Source organism: Clostridium sp. CCUG 7971 (genome assembly GCF_017590215.1).
Taxonomy (GTDB): Bacteria; Bacillota; Clostridia; order Peptostreptococcales; family Peptostreptococcaceae; genus Faecalimicrobium.
This window is the reverse complement of sequence record NZ_JAFFPK010000044.1, coordinates 1-20,700: the sequence shown is the minus strand read 5'-3', so window position 1 is coordinate 20,700 and position 20,700 is coordinate 1. Positions and strand designations below refer to the sequence as shown.

General features: G+C 30.5%; 21 protein-coding genes. 20 read left to right on the top strand and 1 reads right to left on the bottom strand.

Features of this window, described 5'->3' with window-relative positions; genetic code table 11:
• Positions 1–2 precede the first annotated feature (2 nt).
• From JWF52_RS06370 to JWF52_RS06300, 15 genes are all read left to right on the top strand, one after another.
• Positions 3–1,163, top strand: coding sequence for an iron-containing alcohol dehydrogenase (locus JWF52_RS06370; RefSeq protein ID WP_208332627.1), 1,161 nt, complete (start codon positions 3–5; stop codon positions 1,161–1,163).
• Between the two features lie 51 nt (positions 1,164–1,214).
• Positions 1,215–1,922: an MIP/aquaporin family protein gene (locus JWF52_RS06365; protein ID WP_208332626.1), complete on the top strand. Its 708-nt coding sequence runs from the start codon at positions 1,215–1,217 to the stop codon at positions 1,920–1,922.
• Positions 1,923–2,301: 379 nt separating this feature from the next.
• Positions 2,302–2,496 (top strand): ferredoxin family protein, encoded by a 195-nt coding sequence (locus JWF52_RS06360; RefSeq protein ID WP_286184029.1) that lies wholly within the window; start codon positions 2,302–2,304, stop codon positions 2,494–2,496.
• A gap of 12 nt (positions 2,497–2,508) precedes the next feature.
• The gene (locus JWF52_RS06355; protein WP_208332625.1) at positions 2,509–3,651 is read left to right on the top strand and encodes a 2-oxoacid:acceptor oxidoreductase subunit alpha; all 1,143 of its coding nucleotides are present in this window, start codon (positions 2,509–2,511) and stop codon (positions 3,649–3,651) included.
• Positions 3,644–4,444, top strand: a complete 801-nt coding sequence (locus tag JWF52_RS06350) for a 2-oxoacid:ferredoxin oxidoreductase subunit beta (protein WP_208332624.1) — start codon at positions 3,644–3,646, stop codon at positions 4,442–4,444. Before JWF52_RS06355 ends, JWF52_RS06350 begins: the two co-directional genes overlap by 8 nt.
• A 22-nt stretch (positions 4,445–4,466) precedes the next feature.
• A complete protein-coding gene (locus tag JWF52_RS06345) occupies positions 4,467–5,009 on the top strand; it encodes a 2-oxoacid:acceptor oxidoreductase family protein (protein ID WP_286184028.1) in 543 nt (180 codons plus the stop codon).
• A gap of 234 nt (positions 5,010–5,243) precedes the next feature.
• Positions 5,244–6,494 (top strand): sodium/glutamate symporter, encoded by a 1,251-nt coding sequence (gene gltS / locus JWF52_RS06340; RefSeq protein ID WP_208332622.1) that lies wholly within the window; start codon positions 5,244–5,246, stop codon positions 6,492–6,494.
• A gap of 59 nt (positions 6,495–6,553) precedes the next feature.
• Positions 6,554–8,203 (top strand): acyl-CoA mutase large subunit family protein, encoded by a 1,650-nt coding sequence (locus JWF52_RS06335; protein WP_208332621.1) that lies wholly within the window; start codon positions 6,554–6,556, stop codon positions 8,201–8,203.
• A gap of 51 nt (positions 8,204–8,254) precedes the next feature.
• Positions 8,255–8,665, top strand: a complete 411-nt coding sequence (locus tag JWF52_RS06330; protein WP_208332619.1) for a cobalamin B12-binding domain-containing protein — start codon at positions 8,255–8,257, stop codon at positions 8,663–8,665.
• Between the two features lie 10 nt (positions 8,666–8,675).
• Positions 8,676–9,620: a methylmalonyl Co-A mutase-associated GTPase MeaB gene (gene meaB / locus JWF52_RS06325; RefSeq protein WP_208332617.1), complete on the top strand. Its 945-nt coding sequence runs from the start codon at positions 8,676–8,678 to the stop codon at positions 9,618–9,620.
• A gap of 15 nt (positions 9,621–9,635) precedes the next feature.
• Entirely contained in the window at positions 9,636–10,046 is a 411-nt protein-coding gene (gene mce, locus JWF52_RS06320; protein WP_208332615.1) for a methylmalonyl-CoA epimerase, read from the top strand.
• A 29-nt stretch (positions 10,047–10,075) separates the two neighbouring features.
• Positions 10,076–11,623 carry a methylmalonyl-CoA decarboxylase subunit alpha gene (gene mmdA, locus JWF52_RS06315; protein ID WP_208332613.1) on the top strand — a complete coding sequence of 516 codons (1,548 nt, stop codon included), beginning with the start codon at positions 10,076–10,078 and terminating at the stop codon, positions 11,621–11,623.
• Between the two features lie 15 nt (positions 11,624–11,638).
• Positions 11,639–12,022, top strand: a complete 384-nt coding sequence (locus JWF52_RS06310) for an OadG family protein (RefSeq protein WP_208332612.1) — start codon at positions 11,639–11,641, stop codon at positions 12,020–12,022.
• Positions 12,023–12,044: 22 nt separating this feature from the next.
• On the top strand, positions 12,045–12,437 hold the full coding sequence (locus JWF52_RS06305) for a biotin/lipoyl-containing protein (protein WP_286184027.1): 393 nt from the start codon (positions 12,045–12,047) through the stop codon (positions 12,435–12,437).
• A gap of 58 nt (positions 12,438–12,495) precedes the next feature.
• On the top strand, positions 12,496–13,647 hold the full coding sequence (locus JWF52_RS06300; RefSeq protein ID WP_286184032.1) for a sodium ion-translocating decarboxylase subunit beta: 1,152 nt from the start codon (positions 12,496–12,498) through the stop codon (positions 13,645–13,647).
• A gap of 535 nt (positions 13,648–14,182) precedes the next feature.
• On the opposite strand, the gene JWF52_RS06295 is transcribed toward JWF52_RS06300, so the two are convergent.
• Positions 14,183–14,722 carry a 2'-5' RNA ligase family protein gene (locus JWF52_RS06295; RefSeq protein WP_208332609.1) on the bottom strand — a complete coding sequence of 180 codons (540 nt, stop codon included), beginning with the start codon at positions 14,720–14,722 and terminating at the stop codon, positions 14,183–14,185.
• Between the two features lie 199 nt (positions 14,723–14,921).
• On the opposite strand from JWF52_RS06295, the gene JWF52_RS06290 reads away from it, so the two are divergent.
• The 5 genes from JWF52_RS06290 (at position 14,922) to JWF52_RS06270 (ending at position 20,613) form a co-directional block, all read left to right on the top strand.
• Positions 14,922–15,593 (top strand): PspA/IM30 family protein, encoded by a 672-nt coding sequence (locus JWF52_RS06290; RefSeq protein ID WP_208332607.1) that lies wholly within the window; start codon positions 14,922–14,924, stop codon positions 15,591–15,593.
• 84 nt (positions 15,594–15,677) lie between these two features.
• Positions 15,678–16,352 (top strand): hypothetical protein, encoded by a 675-nt coding sequence (locus tag JWF52_RS06285; protein WP_208332605.1) that lies wholly within the window; start codon positions 15,678–15,680, stop codon positions 16,350–16,352.
• A 1-nt stretch (position 16,353) separates the two neighbouring features.
• Positions 16,354–16,908, top strand: coding sequence for a hypothetical protein (locus JWF52_RS06280; protein ID WP_208332603.1), 555 nt, complete (start codon positions 16,354–16,356; stop codon positions 16,906–16,908).
• Positions 16,909–17,073: 165 nt separating this feature from the next.
• On the top strand, positions 17,074–17,808 hold the full coding sequence (locus JWF52_RS06275; RefSeq protein ID WP_208332600.1) for a hypothetical protein: 735 nt from the start codon (positions 17,074–17,076) through the stop codon (positions 17,806–17,808).
• Positions 17,809–18,120: 312 nt separating this feature from the next.
• Complete coding sequence (locus tag JWF52_RS06270; protein ID WP_208332599.1) at positions 18,121–20,613, top strand: heavy metal translocating P-type ATPase; 2,493 nt, start codon at positions 18,121–18,123, stop codon at positions 20,611–20,613.
• Positions 20,614–20,700: the final 87 nt, after the last annotated feature.

The window sequence follows — 20,700 nt, the reverse complement described above, 5'->3', positions numbered from 1 at the left end:
AAATGAGTAGAATGTATGATTATTTAGTACCAAGTGTAAACTTTATGGGACCTGGATGCTTAAAAGTTATTGGAGAAAGAGCTAAAATATTAGGTGGGAAAAAAGTCCTAATAGTTACAGATAAATTCTTAAGAAATCAAGAAAATGGAGCTGTAGAACAAACTATAAAATATCTAAAAGAAGCAGGTCTTGAAGTTGCTATATATGATGGGGTAGAGCCAAATCCAAAAGACACTAATGTAGCTGACGGTTTAAAAATATTTAAAGAAGAGAAATGTGATATGATAGTTACAGTAGGTGGAGGTTCACCTCATGACTGTGGTAAAGGTATAGGTATAGCTGCAACTCATGAAGGCGATTTATATGACTATGCAGGTATAGAAACTTTAACTAATGCATTACCACCAATAATAGCAGTAAATACTACAGCAGGAACTGCAAGTGAAGTTACTAGACATTGTGTTATAACTAATACAAAGACAAAAGTTAAATATGTTATAGTAAGTTGGAGAAACTTACCATTAGTATCTTTCAATGACCCAGAGTTAATGGTTGGAAAACCAGCAGGACTTACTGCAGCAACAGGAATGGATGCATTAACTCATGCAGTAGAAGCTTACGTTTCTAAAGATGCAAACCCAGTAACTGATGCATCTGCTATACAATCTATAAAATTAATAGCTAATAACCTAAGACAAGCAGTTGCTATGGGAGATAATATAGAAGCTAGAACAAACATGGCTTATGCATCATTATTAGCAGGTATGGCATTTAACAATGGTAACTTAGGATACGTTCATGCTATGGCTCATCAACTAGGTGGATTATATGATATGCCACATGGTGTTGCTAATGCAATGTTATTACCACATGTTTGCAAGTATAATGTAATATCTAATCCACAAAAATTTGCTGATATAGCTGAATTTATGGGTGAAAATATAGATGGATTATCAGTTCATGAAGCTGCTGAGAAAGCTATAGATGCTATGTTTAGATTATCTAAAGATATAGGTATACCAACTTCATTAAAAGAAATGGGTATAAAGGAAGAAGATTTTGAATATATGGCTGAAATGGCACTTAAAGATGGAAATGCTTTTAGTAACCCAAGAAAAGGAAACGAAAAAGACATAGTAAAGATATTTAAATCAGCATATTAATATAACTATCCCCCTTCAGAAATGAGGGGGGAATTTAATGGGGGAAATGTTATGAATTCAAGCTTTTTCGCAGAATTAATAGGAACAATGATATTAGTATTACTAGGAGACGGAGTTGTAGCCAATGTAATTCTTAAAAAGACAAAAGGCGCAAATGGTGGAATAATAGCCATAACTTCTGGATGGGCTTTTGCAGTTGCAATACCCGTATTTATGTTTGGTAATGTAAGTGGAGCTCATTTTAATCCAGCAGTAACGTTAGCACTTGCGTCTATTGGAAAGTTTTCATGGTCAGATGTTCCTATGTATTTAATAGCACAATTTATAGGGGCTTTTATAGGAGCTTTATTAGTATTAATTTCTTATTATGATCATTTTAAATTAACTGAAGATAAAAGTATTAAATTAGGAGTATTTTGTACAGCTCCAGAAGTAAGAAATTTAAAACTAAACTTTGCAACTGAATTTATAGGAACTTTTATATTAATGTTTGCAATATTGGGTATAGGAACATATCCATTAGCAGATGGAATAAGTCCAATTGCAGTAGGTATAATAGTATGGGGTATAGGATTAAGTTTAGGAGGGCCTACAGGATATGCCATAAATCCAGCTAGAGATTTAGGTCCTAGACTTGCACACTTTATACTGCCAGTTCCAAATAAAGGAGATTCTGACTGGCAATATGCTTTAATACCAGTTATAGCACCTATATGTGGAGCTATAGTTTCAGCATTTACTTATAGCATTATGTTTTAATAGTGTAATTACCATAAAAATAAACTGAATGGTAGTTAATAAAATCTTGCAAATAATATCAACTTTAAAAAAAGCCCTATATAAATAGAATATAATTTCTATTTATATAGGGCTTTTTTTTAATACTATAAAAAATAGGAATATGAATATACTTGCTAATTGCAATAAGAAAATAATGTATGTACAAAAATTTTATAAATAAGTGGTTTGAAATTGTACTAAAAAAGAAAAAAATAAAAGAAACATAGAAAAACATTCAATAAAAAAGAAACTTATTGAATTATTAAAATTTGGTGATACAATCAACTTGAAACACTGTTAATAAATCTACTAAGCTAATCATAAGTTATTAAATATAGGTAAAAGTAGGGGGATCAAATTGGGAAAAAAATTAGTAGTAGAAGAATCTTGGTGTAAAAAGTGCGGAATCTGTATAGAATTCTGTCCTAAAAAAGTCTTGAATATGAATGATGAAAGTGTGTATATTGAGGATGAATCTAAATGTATTCTTTGTGGGTTGTGCGAATTAAGATGTCCAGATTATGCAATATACATTGAAAAAATATTTAATTAAGAAGGTGAGAGTATGGGAACAAAAGTAAAGTTATTACAAGGTAATGAGGCTTGTGTTCACGGTGCAATACACGCAGGAATGAAATTTTTTGCAGGATATCCAATAACTCCATCAACAGAAATAGCAGAAATATCATCATTAATGTTGCCAAGAGTTAAAGGAACATTTATTCAAATGGAAGATGAAATAGCATCTATGTCAGCAATAATAGGTGCATCTATAGCAGGTAAAAAATCTATGACAGCAACAAGTGGTCCTGGTTTTTCACTAAAACAAGAAGCGATAGGATATGCATGTATAACAGAAACACCTTGTGTAGTAGTAAATGTTCAAAGAAGTGGACCTAGTACAGGATTACCGACTAGTCCATCACAAGGGGATTTGATGCAATCTAGGTGGGGTACACATGGAGACCATTCATTAATAGTATTGTCTCCTACAACTGTATCGGATACGTATGAATTAACAGTTAAGGCATTTAATTTTGCAGAGAAATACAGAACACCAGTAGTTTTACTTTTAGATGAAGTAATAGGTCATATGAGAGAGAAAGTAGATTTAAGTTCACTAGAAAAATTAGAGATAGTAGATAGAAAGAAAGCTAAATGTAACAAAGAAGAATTTAAAGCATTTGAAGTTACAAAAGATTTAATTCCAAGTATGGAGCCAATGGGTCATGGATTTAAGTTCCATGTAACAGGGCTTGTACATGATGAAACAGGATTCCCAACAAATAGCACGAAGGAGGCTGAAAAATTATTTACTAGATTATCTGACAAGATAGAAAATAATTTAGATGATATACTTTTATATGAAAAGTATTTTACAGATGACTGTGAAATACTAATTGTAACTTTTGGATGTATGGTTAGATGCAGCAAAGATGCTGTTGATTGTTTGAGAGAAAAAGGAATAAAAGTAGGATTATTATCTATAAAAACAGTATGGCCTTTCCCGAATGAATTAGTAAGAGAATTAAGTAAAAAAGTAAATTATATATTTATACCAGAAATGAACATGGGTCAAATGATTTTAGAAATAGAGAGAATAGTAAAAGACAACTGCCCTGTAATAGGAATTAATAAATTTAATGGAGAGATAATCACTCCAGAAGAAATAACTTCTAGTATAGAGGAGGTAATTGTATATGCCTAGTAAAATTATAGAAAATAATTTTAGAACAAATAGACTACCTCACATATGGTGTCCTGGATGTGGTCATGGTATATTAATGCACTCAATAGCAAGAGCAATAGAAGAATTAAATTTAGATAAAGATAATGTATGTATAGTTTCAGGGATAGGGTGTTCATCAAGAGCGAGTGGTTATTTTAATTATAATACAATACACACAACTCATGGAAGAGCGCTTACATTTGCAACCGGTGTAAAGTTAGCTAATCCAAATCTCCATGTTATAGTTATAACTGGTGACGGTGATGCAACAGCAATAGGTGGAAATCATCTAATACATTCTTGTAGAAGAAATATTGATATTACAACAATAGTGTTTAATAATAATATTTATGGAATGACAGGAGGTCAATATTCGCCAACTACTCCAACGGATGACAAGGCAACAACAGCACCATATGGAAATATAGATAAGCCATTTGATATTTGTGAATTATCATCAGCAGCAGGAGCTACATTTGTTGCTAGAGCAAGTGCATATCATGTTAATCAAATGTTGTCGTATACAAAAAAAGCTATAATTCATAATGGTTTTTCAGTTGTAGAAGCAGTTAGTTCTTGTCCAACATACTACGGTAGAAAAAATAAAAAAGGATCTGCAGTAGATTTAATAAGACTAATAAAAGAAAATAGTATAGTAACCAATGACACTAATAAAGCTAAAGAAGTAGATAAAATGCCAATAGGTATTTTTAAAGATATAACTTTACCAGAATATACTGAAGAATACCAAAAAGTAGTAGATAAATTTTAAGTATTATTAGGAGTGAATGTATATGAAAAAGGAAATTAGGTTAAGTGGTTCAGGAGGACAAGGCCTTATACTTGCAGGTGTAATTTTGGCAGAGGGAGCAATATTATCAAATTTAAATGCAGTACAATCACAATCATACGGTCCAGAAGCTAGGGGCGGAGCAAGTAAAGCAGAAGTAATAATAAGTGATAAAGACATAAATTTTCCAAAAATAATTAAATCAAACATACTAATCTCATTAACACAAAAATCTTTTAATGAATATTCAAAATATATAAAAGAGAATAGTATAGTAATAGTAGATTCATCTATAGAACTAAATGATCAAATCAAAGCATCAATTCATAAAATCCCAATACTTCAAACAGCTAATGACGTTTTGAAAAAACCGATGACAGCAAATATAATTACTTTAGGTGTATTAAGTAATTTAGTACCAGAAATAAATCCAGAACACATAAAAGTTGCAATTTTAAATAGAGTTCCGAAAGGTAGTGAAGATTTAAATATAAAAGCATTTGAAGAAGGAAAACGTTTCTTAAAGGAGGAGACAAACTCTATTTAAATAGTTTATTGTAAATAAATTTATACGTAAGTAATAAATTAAATAAGTTAGTTGATAAAAGTTAACAGATTCTTAAATGATTTCATAAAATTTTACCTTTTATCTTAGTAATGTTCGGTACTTAGGCTTTGCAAGATTTATGAAATCAGTTTTTTGAAATATAAAATAAACTTTAAATATCAATGCAATCAGCATTATGCGATAAACTTAGCTACTGTACTATGGGAGGATAGGATGGGATTTATAAGAGATAATGGAATGAATACATTAGAACTTGATTTGGTAGCTACTGTGGCACTGGCAACATTACTTCTTTTGTTGGGGAAAGTATTAAGAAAGAAAGTAAACATTTTAGATAAATTTTGTGTACCAACCCCAGTTATAGGAGGGTTACTATTTGCAATAATAATGCTATTTTTAAAAAATGGTCAAATAATTGAAGTATCAATGGATACAACATTACAAACACCTTTTATGTTAGCTTTCTTTGCAACTGTAGGCTTAGGAACAAATCTATCTCTAGTAAAAACTGGTGGGAAATTGTTACTAGTTTATTGGGGGTTAGCTGGATTTATATTCGTATTCCAAAACTTTATAGGTATATTTGTTGCAAAGATAACTAACATAAATCCATTAATAGGCATGATGTGCGGTGCTATATCTATGCAAGGTGGCCATGGAGGGGCGGCATCATTTGGAGCTACTATAGAAAGTTTAGGAGTAGAAGGTGCTTTAACTATTGGGGCAGCAGCAGCTACCTTTGGCGTAATACTAGGAGGACTTGTTGGAGGTCCTGTTTCTAGATACTTAATAAAAAAATATAAATTAAAACCAGTACAAGACCTAGGTGAATGTGATGAGAAAAGTTCTTCTGGTTATGAAGTTGCGCTTGCTAAAGAATATAATGCTATTACTTCGAATATAATTATAAATCATATAAGTATAATAGCAATATGTATTACGGTAGGTAGTTTGATAAGTACTGTAATAACCAATTCAACAAGTGTAGTAGTACCTACTTATGTTGGATCGATGTTTATAGGTGTAGTATTAAGAACGCTTGGAGGAAAATTAAAACTAATAAAAGTAGACACATACTGTGTAGATTTGATTGGTGATGTATGTCTGTGCTTATTTTTAACAATGGCACTTATGACCATAAAGTTATGGGAACTTTCAGGACTTGCTGGTCCTATGATTATAATTATTTCTCTACAAGTTGTAGTACTTATAATATACGCGGTATTTGTTGTATTTAGGCTTATGGGAAAAGATTTTGATTCAGCTGTAATGGTAGCAGGTCTTTTAGGTCATGGATTAGGTGCTACTCCAAATGCATTAGCAAATATGAATTCAATAACATCTAAATTTGGCGATTCAGCCAAAGCATTATTGATAGTGCCTTTAGTAGGATCTTTTCTAGCAGACTTAATAGGAATTCCTATTAATATAGGCTTAATAAACATATTAAACTTTTTTGCCTAATTAAAATTAAATTTATATATAAAACATGCTATTGTATACATGCTTAAGGGGGATGAAATATGAAAGAATCATTTGAAAGATGGGAAGAAAATAAAGTTAATAAAAATTTAGCAAGATTTCCAGAAAGAAAAGAACAATTTAAATTTGATACAGACGAGGAAATAAAAAGATTATATACTCCGTTAGATGCTAGTATAGATTATGAAAATGATTTAGGATATCCAGGACAATTTCCATTTACAAGAGGTGTTCAACCTACTATGTATAGGGGGAAGTTATGGACGATGAGAATGTATGCAGGATTTGCTACTGCAGAAGAATCTAATCAAAGATATAAATACTTAATAGAACAAGGCTCTATGGGGTTGTCAGTAGCATTTGATCTACCAACACAAATGGGATATGACTCAAGTGATGAAATATCTGAAGGCGAAGTTGGTAAGGTTGGAGTTGCAATAGATTCTTTAGCTGATATGGAAATATTATTTGATGGAATACAATTAGATAAAGTATCTACATCAATGACTATAAATGCACCAGCAGCAGTACTTTTAGCCATGTATATAGCAGTAGCTGAAAAACAAGGAGTCTCGCCAGATAAATTAAGAGGGACTATACAAAATGATATATTAAAAGAATATGTAGCAAGGGGAACTTATATATTCCCTGTAAAACCATCAATGAGACTTATAACAGATATATTTGATTACTGCTCTAGAGAGGTTCCAAAGTGGAACACAATAAGTATATCAGGATATCATATAAGAGAAGCTGGAGCTAATGCAGTTCAAGAGGTGGCATTTACTTTAGCAGATGGTATGGCGTATGTAAAAGCAGCACTTGATGCAGGTCTTAATGTAGATGATTTTGCTCCTAGACTTTCTTTCTTCTTTAATGCACATAATAATTTACTAGAAGAAGTTGCTAAGTTTAGAGCAGCAAGAAGAATATGGGCAAAAATAATGAAAGATAAGTTCAAAGCGACTAATCCAAAGTCAATGTCATTAAAATTTCATACTCAAACTGCAGGGTGTACTTTAACAGCTCAACAACCGGAAAATAACATAGTAAGGGTAGCAATTCAAACACTAGCAGCAGTATTAGGTGGAACACAATCTTTACATACTAATTCTAAAGATGAGGCTTTAGCTCTTCCAACAGAAGATTCAGTAATGGTAGCTCTTAGAACTCAGCAAATAGTTGCCCATGAAAGTGGAGTAGCTGATACCATAGATCCACTTGCAGGATCATATTTAGTTGAAGGTTTAACTAACAAAATAGAAGAAGAAGCTATGAATATAATAAATAAAATAGAAGAACTAGGTGGAGCTCCACATGCAATAGAAAAAGGATATATACAACAAGAGATAATGGACAGTGCATACAAATATCAAAGAGAAATTGAAAGTAATGAAAAAGTAATAGTTGGAGTTAATAAATTCCAAATAGAAGAAGATGCTCCAAAAGGGTTATTAAGAGTTGACCCTATAGTTGGAGAAAGACAAAAAGAAAAGCTAGAAGAACTGAGAGATAATAGAGACAATGATAAAGTTCAAAGAGTGCTACAAGATTTAAAACTTGCTTGTGAAGGCGAGGAAAATGTAATGCCATATATATTAGAAGCAGTAAGAGCTTATGCAACGCTAGGTGAGGTATGTGGTGTAATGAGAGAAGTATTTGGAGAGTACAAGCAAGCTGTTATGATATAAAATAAAAATGGTTATTTTAAGGTTTTAAAGATAGATTAAGGGGGAACAGAAATGAAACAGATAAGAGTTTTAGTTGCAAAACCAGGGTTAGATGGCCATGATAGAGGTGCAAAGGTCATAGCTCGTGCACTTAGAGATGCAGGGATGGAAGTTATATATACGGGCCTTAGACAAACTCCAGAACAAATAGTTCAAGCAGCAATTCAAGAGGACGTTGATGTAGTTGCAATGAGTATATTATCAGGAGCTCATAGTCACTTACTTCCAAAAGTTGTGGAACTTTTAAAATTAGAAGAAGCGTATGATGATATTTTAGTTATAGGTGGTGGCGTTATACCTGAGGAGGATATACCTTTCTTAAAAGAAAAAGGCATAAAAGAAATATTTACACCAGGAACACCAACTTCTGTAACAATAGATTTTATAAGGGAAAATGTTAAAAGTAAGTCAGCAAGTGCTTAGGAGTGATTTTATGGAAAATTTAGTTAAAGCTCTTTTACAAGGAAATAAAAGAGCTTGTGCCAAACTTATTACAATGGTAGAAAATGAAGTTGAGGGATATGAAGAAGTTCTAAAATTAATTTATAAATATACTGGGGGTGCTTATGTTATTGGTATAACAGGCCCTCCAGGAGCTGGTAAGTCTACATTTACAGACAAATTAGCCAAGTTAATAAGGCAAGAAAATAAAAAAGTAGGCATTATAGCAATCGATCCAACTAGCCCTTTTACTAAAGGTGCCATTCTTGGAGATAGAATAAGAATGAACGACTTAAGTACAGATAAAGGAGTATTCATAAGGTCTATGGGAACTAGAGGAAGTCTAGGGGGACTTTCAAATGCTACCCAAGGGGCTATAAAAGTTTTAGACGCATATGGATGTGATTATATATTTATAGAAACAGTTGGAGTAGGTCAATCGGAAATTGATGTAGTAAAAACTGCTGATACAACTCTTATAGTAATGGTTCCAGGATTAGGTGATGATATACAAGCTATAAAAGCTGGAGTTATGGAGATTGCAGATGTATTTGTAATAAATAAAGCTGATAGAGAAGGAGCTAAAAGGACATCCTTAGAAATACAGATGATGATGGATTTTAAAAAAGATTGGGAATTTAGGCCTCCTATAAATTTAGCTATAGCTGAAACTGGAGAAGGTGTAGAAGAAACTTATAAAAATATACTAAAACATCAAATGTTTCTAGAAAAAAGTGATAAATTAAATGAAAAAAGGCTTTCTAGAAATAAGACAGAAATAAAAGCATTAGTTCAAAGACGTATTTCGAACATAGTAAGAAGTTTAGAATATAGCGAAGAAATGGATAAATTATTAGGTAAAACTATGACTAAGGAAATAGATCCTTATACAATAAGTGATATATTATTTGAAAAATTAAGAAACAATCAATATTAATTAGGGAGGCTTTTCATGGAAATATTAAGAGTTGATCATGTTGGGATAGCTGTAAATAACTTAGAGGAAACTTTGAAATTTTATGAGGATGTACTAGGTCTAAAATGTGAAGGAACAGAAACTGTAGAAGATCAAAAGGTTAAAGTTGCTTTTTTACCAGTTGGAGAAACAGAGCTTGAGCTATTAGAATCAACTACTGAAGATGGACCTATAGCGAAGTTTATAGCTAAAAATGGTGGGCGTGGTGGAATCCAACACGTTGCAGTAAGAGTTGATAATATAGAAAAAGCAATAAAAGAAGTTAGAGATAAAGGTTATAAGATGATAGATGAAGTACCAAGATACGGAGCAGGAAATGCAAAAATAGCATTTTGCCATCCAAAGGGAACTGATGGAATATTATTAGAATTAAGTGAGAGAAAATAACCGAAAATTAAATACTTGGGGGTGATTTTATGTCACAAGAAAAATTAAATTTACTTCGAGAAAAAAGAAGTAGGATAGAATCAGGTGGGGGTCAAAAAAGAATAGATAAACAACATGCATCAGGTAAATTAACAGCAAGAGAAAGATTAAATAAGCTATTTGATGAGAGTACTTTTGTAGAATTAGATACTTTTGTTAAACATAGATGCTCTAATTTTGGAATGGAAAAACAAGAGATACCAGGAGAAGGTGTTGTTACAGGTTATGGAAAAGTAGACGGAAGATTAATTTGTGCATTTGCTCAAGATTTCACAGTATTAGGTGGATCATTAGGAGAAATGCATGCAAAGAAGATTGGTAAAGTAATGGATATGGCTGTAAAAGTAGGAGCACCAGTAGTAGGACTTAATGATTCAGGAGGAGCTAGAATTCAAGAAGCTGTTGATGCTCTTGCGGGATATGGAGAAATATTTTATAAAAATACTATCGCATCAGGGGTGGTTCCTCAAATATCAGCTATAATGGGACCTTGTGCAGGTGGAGCTGTTTACTCACCAGCTTTAACAGATTTTATATATATGGTAGACCAAACTAGTCAAATGTTTATAACAGGTCCACAAGTTATAAAAACTGTAACGGGAGAAGAAGTTAGTTCTGAAGAATTAGGGGGAGCAACAACTCATAATGCTACATCAGGAGTAGCACACTTCATGGCAGTTAATGATGAGGATTGTATAAATCAAATTAGAAAATTATTAAGTTTCTTGCCTTCAAACAATGCTGAAAAAGCACCAATAATTGAGAGTATAGATGATCCAAATAGATTAAATGAAGTTTTAAATAATATAATACCAGATGGTTCAAATAAACCATATGATATGAAAGAAATTATATATGAAATAATTGATGATGGAGATTTTTATGAAGTTCAGCCATTATTTGCACAAAATATTATAACAGGATTTGCAAGAATAAACGGAGAAAGCATAGGTATAATTGCAAATCAACCTAAATTTATGGCGGGATCTTTAGATATAAATGCATCAGATAAAAGTGCAAGATTTATAAGAACTTGCGATGCCTTTAATATTCCGATAGTAAACTTTGTAGATGTACCAGGGTTCTTACCAGGAACTTCACAAGAATATGGTGGAATAATTCGTCATGGTGCAAAAATGCTTTATGCATATAGTGAAGCAACAGTACCTAAAATTACTGTTATAACTAGAAAAGCATATGGAGGATCTTATCTAGCTATGTGCTCAAAAGATTTAGGTGCTGATATGGTTTTTGCTTGGCCAACTGGAGAAGTTGCAGTTATGGGACCAAGTGGAGCAGCAAATATTATATTTAAAAATGATATAAAAAATTCAGATGACCCTAAAACAATGAGGAATATAAAAATAAAAGAATATACAGATGAATTTGCAACTCCATACAAAGCGGCTGAAAGAGGATATATTGATGATATAATTGAACCAGAACTTACAAGAATAAGACTTGCAGATGCACTAGATACATTATCCTCTAAGCGTGAAGAGAGACCGCCTAAAAAACATGGAAATATACCTTTATAGGAAGGTGGGGAAATTATGAATATTAGCCAATTATTAGAGGCCCTAAAGGATCCATCTGCCATTTTAACTATAGGAGATAAGTTACTTGTTGGATTTAGTGTAGCATTACTTTCAATGAGTGTAGTATTTATAGTATTAGTTTTAATAGCAGTAATAATAAAGTTACTACAAATAGAAAAATCTAAACCAGAAGAGATAAAGGCAGTTAGTAGTCAATATTCACATATAGAGCTGGAAAATGATAAAACTGAAGATATGGGAGAATTAGTAGCTGCAATAACTGCAGCAATTGCAGCGGCAACTGGAAATAGTACTAATAATATATTAGTTAGAAAAATAGCAAGAAGTAATAACTCTAAGTCAAGTTGGGAAAGTATGTCAAATAAGAGTAGCAAGTAATGAACAGAAGGGGGAGTTAAAAATGATAAAAAAATATAATATAACAGTTAATGGAAATACTTACGATGTAGAGGTTGAAGAGTTAAAAAGTGAAGGAGTATCAGTTTCTAGAGAAAAAATAAAACCACAAAGTACACCTAGACCACAGGTTTCAAAGTCGGTATCATCAAAAACTCAAGCATCACCACAATCAGGTGGAGGTTCTGGTAGTGTTAATGCACCAATGCCAGGAACTATAAATGATGTTCGTGTTAAGGTTGGGGACAGTGTTAAAAAAGGACAAATACTATTAATACTGGAAGCCATGAAGATGGAAAATGAAATAATGGCAAGTTGTGATGGAACTATTTCAGGAGTAAGTGTATCAAAAGGTGCATCAGTAAGTGCAGGGGATGTTTTAGTAACGATAGCGTAGAAATTTAGAAAAGGGGGACTTACCCGTGGGAGAAGTTATAATTAATTTTATTCAATCAATGGGTATTGTTAATATGGACTGGAGACAATTAGTAATGATACTAATTGCTTGCATTTTATTATATTTAGCAATAGCAAAAGGTTTTGAACCTTTATTACTAGTGCCTATAGCTTTCGGTATGCTACTTTCAAATCTTCCACTTTCAGGAGTTATGAGTGGACCAATGTCAACAATTGAGCCTGTGGGAGTAGCTAATGGAGTTATAGAAGCTGGGATTCACACTAAAACACCAGGAGGGCTACTGCATTACTTATTCCAGGGTGATGAACTTGGAATATTCCCTCCATTAATATTTTTAGGAGTTGGGGCTATGACGGACTTTGGCCCATTAATAGCTAACCCAAAGAATATATTACTTGGAGCAGCAGCACAATTTGGAATATTTTTTACTTTTATAGGAGCACTACTTCTTGGATTTACAGGACTAGAGGCAGCTTCAACAGCTATAATAGGTGGAGCAGATGGGCCAACAGCTATTTACTTAGCAACTAAATTAGCACCACACTTATTAGCTCCTATTGCAGTTGCAGCTTATTCATATATGGCTTTAGTTCCAATAATTCAGCCTCCGATAATGAAAGCTTTAACTACCAAAGAAGAAAGAAATATAGTAATGACTCAAAGTAAAACGGTATCTAAGAAAATAAAAATAATTTTTCCTATAGTTGTTACTATAGTAGTTTCATTACTTTTACCAGCAGCAGCAACTTTAATAGGCATGCTTATGTTTGGTAATCTACTTAAAGAATGTACTGTTACAGATAGATTATCTGAAACTGCAACAAATGCCTTAATGAACATAGTTACAATATTCTTAGGACTATCAGTTGGAGCATCTGCTCAAGCTGAAATATTTTTAAGTACTCAAACTTTAAAAATATTTGCTCTTGGAGTTGTAGCATTTGGAATAGGTACAGCAGCGGGGGTACTATGTGCTAAGTTAATGAATAGATTCACTAAGGAAAAAATTAATCCACTTATAGGTGCAGCTGGAGTTTCTGCTGTTCCAATGGCAGCAAGAGTTGCCCATAAAGTTGCACAAGAAGAAAACCCAAGTAATTTCATATTAATGCATGCTATGGGTCCTAACGTTGCAGGTGTTATAGGCTCAGCAGTAGCAGCAGGAATACTTTTAAGTTTACTGGGATAGAAAATAGAATATAAAATATAAAAAATACTAAGAAAATAATTTTCTTAGTATTTTTTATTGTAATTTCAAACTGCTAGACCTGAGCAACGTGCCTGATTTGTAGGTCATTGGAAATGCATTTTATATTTTATAATTTAAAAACTGTAATCTTTTCTTTAGAAATTGCATATCATAAAGTACAAATGAAAGTTTCTAAAAAAAACTTGCAAAAATAAATTATGTAAACTATAATATTATTAATAATAAAAAATAAGGAGGTAGGAAAAATGAATGAAAATACTAGCTTAGTATATTTTGGTTATGAAGGTGAATTAGATTATGATTATGCTCCTGACTATGAAGTTGAATGAACTAATGAATATATAAAATAAAAAGTTTCATATTTGTTTTAAAAATGAATTAAATTTCAAGAAAAAATCAAAATTAGATTAGATAATATATGTAGTATAAGGAGTATAAAATGTTAGTTTTAAAATGAAAGAGCTATTACCATTTCTATAAAGATAAGGTTATAGCTCTTTTATATTTCAATTTTTTAATCTTGATATAAATTTTTTAGAATATATTCATTATGAAGTATCCAAGTATTATTTTCCCATTTATAAATACAGATATTATCAAAGTGGCAGTCAAAATCACAATCAATCTTATTTACATATTCCCATAGTTCATTAAATATTTTTTGAATTTTTTTAGAACTTATAGTAATATGAAAAACTTTATCCTTTCCATCTTTTTCACCAAAGTTTATATAAGGAATTTTTGATAGTTCATCAATTAGTTTATCGTGCAAAATTTTTCCTTCATCACTCATTAAAACTTTCATAAATATAACTCTATTATCAAAATGAGCATAACCTTTAATTTTATAAGGTTCAGATAAATAATTATTGGAAAAACTATCTAAAATATTTTCTAAATCATCTATATTATCAGTTTCAAAAGGCGACTTAATAGTAAAGTGAGCAGGAAGTTTTGATGACTTTGCTTTAAATTTATTAAAAATTTCCTTTCTTAAGTTATTATTAAAATTACCAAGCTTGCCTTTAACAACACTTACAATTACGTATCTCAATATGGTACCCTCCAAATTTTAAAATCATATAAATGTAATAGTTACAAATTGGTAAATTCATATAAATTTCATATAAATTTAAATTGCTTTATGCTATTATATATTATAATATAAACTAATTTAAAAATAATATGAAATTAAGTTTATATAAGAAAGATAACAAGATAAATTAATTATATATATGAATGGAGAGAATAAAATGAGTTTTTTTAAGAGATTAAAAAATGTAGTAAATGCAAAGGCTAATAAAGCTTTAGAAAAACACGAAGATCCAATAGAATTATTAGAATTATCAATAACTAAAAAGGAAAAATTACTTCAAGATGCTAAAAAGCAATGTGCAAACTTTATTGCATCAGTAGATAGCATAAGAGGAGAAAAAAAACTATTAGAAGAAAAAATATCTAAGTATGAAGAAGCTACAAAGGCAGCTATCTTAAAAGAAGACGCTGATAAAGCTCAAAGCTTTGTAAAACAAAAGCTAGAATTTGAAGAAAAATTAACTCAAACTTTAGCTAGAATAAAAGACCAAGATGAGAAGATACAAGTTATAAAAAATAAGATAGAAGAATTAGAAATAGAAATATCTAAGATGAAATCTAAAAAGCAAGAGTTAGCTACTAGACTTGATGTTGCTGAAATAAACAATGAAATAAATGAAACATTAGCAGGTCTTAATGATGATAATGGTATAAACCTAGATGAACTTGAAAAGAAAGTTTCTCAAAAAGAAAACTACGGTAAAGCATTAGAAGATTTAAAACCAAAAGATGAAGAGGCTTTACTTGATGAATATATAAATAATTCACCAGCAGTTGATTCAAAAGTAGCTGATGAGTTAGAAAGAATAAAAGAGCAAATGAAAAAGTAATTTTATATTAAAATAAAGGTAGATGGTTAAAAGCTATCTACCTTTAATAATATTGTGGTTTAAATTGTGAGGAGTGACTTTTTTATGGATGAAAGAATTAATCAAGAAAAAAATAAATACAATAAAATATATACAGATTTAGTATTTGCAAGTGATGATTTAAGACAGATGCTAGATGATAAAGAAATAAATAAAAGAAGCTTTATAAAAAAAGTAGATACACTAAAGGATTATATGAATTTTTTAGATAGTATTGAAAAAGAAAGTAAAGAAGATAAAAGGCTTTTTAAAAAATTATTTAAATCTCAAAAAAACTCAAATGATGAAATAAATAAATACTTAACTCAAGATAAAAAAATGGATATAGAAAAATTAGATAAATGTAGCCAATGTAAATGTAGAAACTGTGTAAGTGTATGTCCAATGGATCACTGCTTTAACTGTAGAGATAAAGAATATGTAAGTGAATGTAACAAAGAAAATAATTTACTTACAAATAGCAAAGACACAGTGACTCTTTATCAAGGAGATGAAGAGTTTACATTTAATGTGGCAGGATATTTAGTTGAAAAGGATAGTGAAGGAAATTATCATAGATATGTTTATTTGATAGATAGTAAAGATTATGATAATCAGCATATATTAAAGTACTCTAAATTCAAGGGCGAAGAATATTATGAATCAGTCATAGTAGACGATACTCAAGATGAACTTATTAGAATTAATAATAAATTCATAGAAATGGGGTTAAGAGTATAATATGAAAAATAGTAAAAGAAAAATAGCTTGTTTACTAACGACATTTATATTTTTATTTGCTTATATAGCTACTACCTTTCATAGCATAGATGCATATGATCAGAGTTATAAAGAATACATAGTAGCGTCTTCATCAAGTTCAAAGCCAAAATCAGGAGGATTTAGTTCTGGAGGAAGTAAGAGCTTTTCAACAAAACCAAAATCAACTACTATAAAACCAGATTCTGGAGGATTTTCTTCTAAACCAAGTAATAGTAGTTCAAAATCAAACTCAAGTAATAGTGTAAAGCCAGACTCTGGAAGTTTTTCAACAAAACCTAAAAATAATGATAGTAGTAATTCAAATAAAAACTATAATGACAATGGAGGAAGTAGCTCATCACGTCCAATATTTGGAGGGTCAAATTATGGAGGATATTATGGCGGATATAGTCCATTTCATAGAATGTTCTATAGATTTGGTATGAGTTCATGGATAACAAAAGTTGTAGTAATAATAACTTTAGCTGTTATAGCGTATATTATATTTGATTATATAAGAAGTAAAAGAAATTAATTATAAAACCTAGTATTTATGCTAGGTTTTTTATATACTTTGTTATTTATATAAAAAGTCTCTATAATTTATAGAGACTTTATTATTTTATAGTTTAATAAGTGTATTAGATAGATAAAATACTATATAATTTAAAATATATAAACTGTAAAGGAAGATAATTTTATGAAAAAACATTTAGAAGAATATATAGATAAAATAAAAAAATTACCAATAAAAAATAAATACACAAAAGAAGAACTTTTAACTAATGATTTTCTAATAGAAAAAGAAAATAATGTTGAAATATACTATGCACCTCATAATGAATACATAAACCCTAAGGCTAAGGTATTTATAGTTGGCATAACTCCAGGATTTGAACAAATGAGTACTGCAATTTCTACTGCAAGAAGGTGTTTGAGTGAAAATCTGGATGTAGAAAAAATTAAATATGAGTGTAAAAGAGATGGTAGATTTAGTGGAAGTTTAAGAAAAAACACAATAAGCATGTTAGATGAAGTAAAATTAAATGAAGGTTTAAATATAGTTAGTTGTAGTGAATTATTTGAAGATAAAGATTATTTACTACATACTATATCTCTTATTCCATACTCAGTATTTGTAAAAGGTAAAAATTATACAGGTCACACACCTAAGTTAATTAAAAGTGAGTTTTTAATGAAGTATGTATATGAAAACTTCATAGAAGATTTTAATAAGCTTAATGATGTGCTTATAATACCTTTAGGAAAAGCAGTAGAAGAAGTATTAAATGAGTTAGTAAGTAAAAATATAATAAAAGAAGGACAAATACTTAGAGGCTTTCCTCACCCATCAGGGGCTAATGGTCATAGATTAGTACAATTAGAGGAAAATAAAGAAATCATGATTAGTATTATAAATGATAAGTTTAAATAATATAAAAATTAAACTAAGGTAATATGATATAAATTTATTATGATAAGCTTTAACTTAAATTAAAGGAAGAAATACAAAAAGTTAGGTTGCCTACCTAGCTTTTTTATTTATTTTAGAAGTTAACTAAAAGGATAAAAATGAGAGAAATTACAAATAATATATGAGTTGTTAATTATAGATTATAAAAACTATTACTAAGTATACATTATTTAAATAATTAAATTTTTGAAATCACTGTTTTATATTATACCTATGCGGGGTATTTTTAATATAAATACATATATCCTATGCTAAAAAAGAAAGGAGATTAATATGGATTCGAATAATAAAGTTAATGAAACATATAAAATAACAGGGATGACTTGCGCAGCTTGTGCAAAAGCAGTGGAGAGAGCAGTCAAAAAAATAGATGGAGTAGAAGCACAAAATGTAAATATTGCCACAGAAAAGCTTACAATAGAATATGACAATACTAAAGTAAGTTTTGATGATATAAAGCAATCAGTAGAAAAGGCTGGTTATGGAGTAGAAAAAGGAGAAGAGAATAAACATATAGACTTAAAAATTGAGGGAATGACTTGTGCAGCTTGTTCAAAAGCAGTAGAAAGGGTAGTTAAAAAATTAGATGGGATAGAAAGTATAAATGTTAATATAGCAACAGATAAAGCTAGTATAAGTTATAATCCATCTCAAGTAAAACTATTACAAATTAAGGAATCAATAAAAAATGCTGGGTATAAACCAGTTGAAGATGAAAAAGAAAAGACAGTAGATGAGAATAAAATAAAAAAAGAAAAAGAAATGAAAACTTTATTTACAAAGTTTGTAATAGCAATAGTATTTGCAATACCTCTATTTTATATAGCAATGGGACCAATGATACCAAGTCCAATTGGACCATGGTCTCTACCAGAAATCATAAACCCTATAACGAATACTCTAAATTACGCATTAATTCAATTTGTATTAGTTCTTCCTGTAATGGGAGCTGGTAATAAGTTTTATATAAATGGTATAAAAGCTATTTTAGCTAAAAGTCCAAATATGGATTCATTGGTTGCTATAGGAACTCTTGCAGCATTTTTATATAGTTTATATACAACAGTCCAAATAGCAAACGGAACTGTATCAGCTATGCATCATCAATTATATTATGAGAGTGCAGGAATAATAATTGCATTAATATTACTTGGGAAATATTTAGAATCAAGATCTAAAGGTAAAACATCAGAAGCTATTAAAAAGCTTATGGGACTTCAACCTAAAACAGCTATAGTTATAGATAAAGGCGTAGAAGTAGAAACTCCAATAGAAGAAGTAGTGAAAGGAGATATAATATTAGTAAAACCGGGTAGTAAAATACCAGTAGATGGAATTGTTATAGAAGGAAGCACTTCAGTAGATGAGTCTATGCTTACAGGAGAAAGTATCCCAGTAGAAAAAAACGTAGGAGATAAAGTAACTGGAGCAAGCATAAATAAAAATGGAAGTATTAAATTTAAGACAGAAAAAGTAGGTAGTGAAACAGATTTATCTCAAATTATAAAATTAGTAGAAGATGCACAAGGTACAAAAGCACCAATTGCAAAACTTGCTGATACTGTGTCAGGATATTTTGTACCTATTGTAATGGTAATAGCAGTAGTAACATCTCTTTTATGGTATTTCGTAGGAAATAAAGATATAGAATTTGTTCTTAGAATATTTATATCAGTTCTTGTAATAGCGTGTCCTTGTGCACTAGGTCTTGCAACACCAACTGCAATAATGGTCGGTACAGGTAAAGGTGCTGAAAATGGTATATTAATAAAAGGTGGAGAAGCCTTAGAATCTGCACATAAAATAGATATAGTAATATTTGATAAAACAGGAACAATAACAGAAGGAAAGCCAGTTGTCACAGATGTGGTTTTAAGCGAAGGTATTGATGAAGACTATTTTGTTAAGATAGCATCTAGTGCTGAAAAAGGATCGGAACATCCTCTAGGAGAGGCAATAGTAAAGTATGGAATAGATAAAAATATTGAATTTATGAAAGTTGAATGTTTTAAAGCAATACCAGGTCATGGTATTGAAGTTAGTATAGATAATAAAGTTATTTTACTTGGAAACAAAAAACTGATGAATGATGAAAATATAAGTTTAATCAGTTTGCAAGAGAGATCTAATGATTTAGCAAGGAAAGGAAAAACACCTATGTATATTGCCATTGATAATAAATTAGCAGGAATAATAGCAGTAGCAGATGTGGTCAAAGAAAGTAGCAAAGCTGCTATTGATACTCTTCACAATATGGGGATAAAAGTAGCTATGGTAACAGGAGATAATAAAAAGACTGCAAATGCTATATCAAAACAAGTAGGAATTGATATGGTACTTTCTGAGGTTTTACCTCAAGATAAATCAAATGAGGTCGATAAACTTCAAAAACAAGGAAAATTTGTAGCTATGGTAGGAGATGGTATAAATGATGCACCAGCTTTAGCTAAAGCAGATATTGGTATAGCAATAGGAAGTGGAACTGACGTTGCCATGGAATCTGCAGATATAGTCTTAATGAAAAGTGACTTAATGGATGTTCCGACAGCTATAAAACTAAGCCATGAAACTATAAAAAATATTAAACAAAATTTATTTTGGGCATTTGGATATAATACTATTGGTATACCAATAGCAGAAGGTCTTTTATATATATTTGGAGGTCCACTTTTAAATCCAATGTTTGCAGCAGCTGCAATGAGTTTAAGTTCAGTTTCTGTAGTTAGTAATGCATTAAGACTTAAAAATTTTAAATCATTTAAATAAAACCCGTTTTAATCCACGTTTGGAGGAATTATTTTACTTATATCGCCATATGCTACTTAAAATTTATAAAAATCTCTATAATATTAT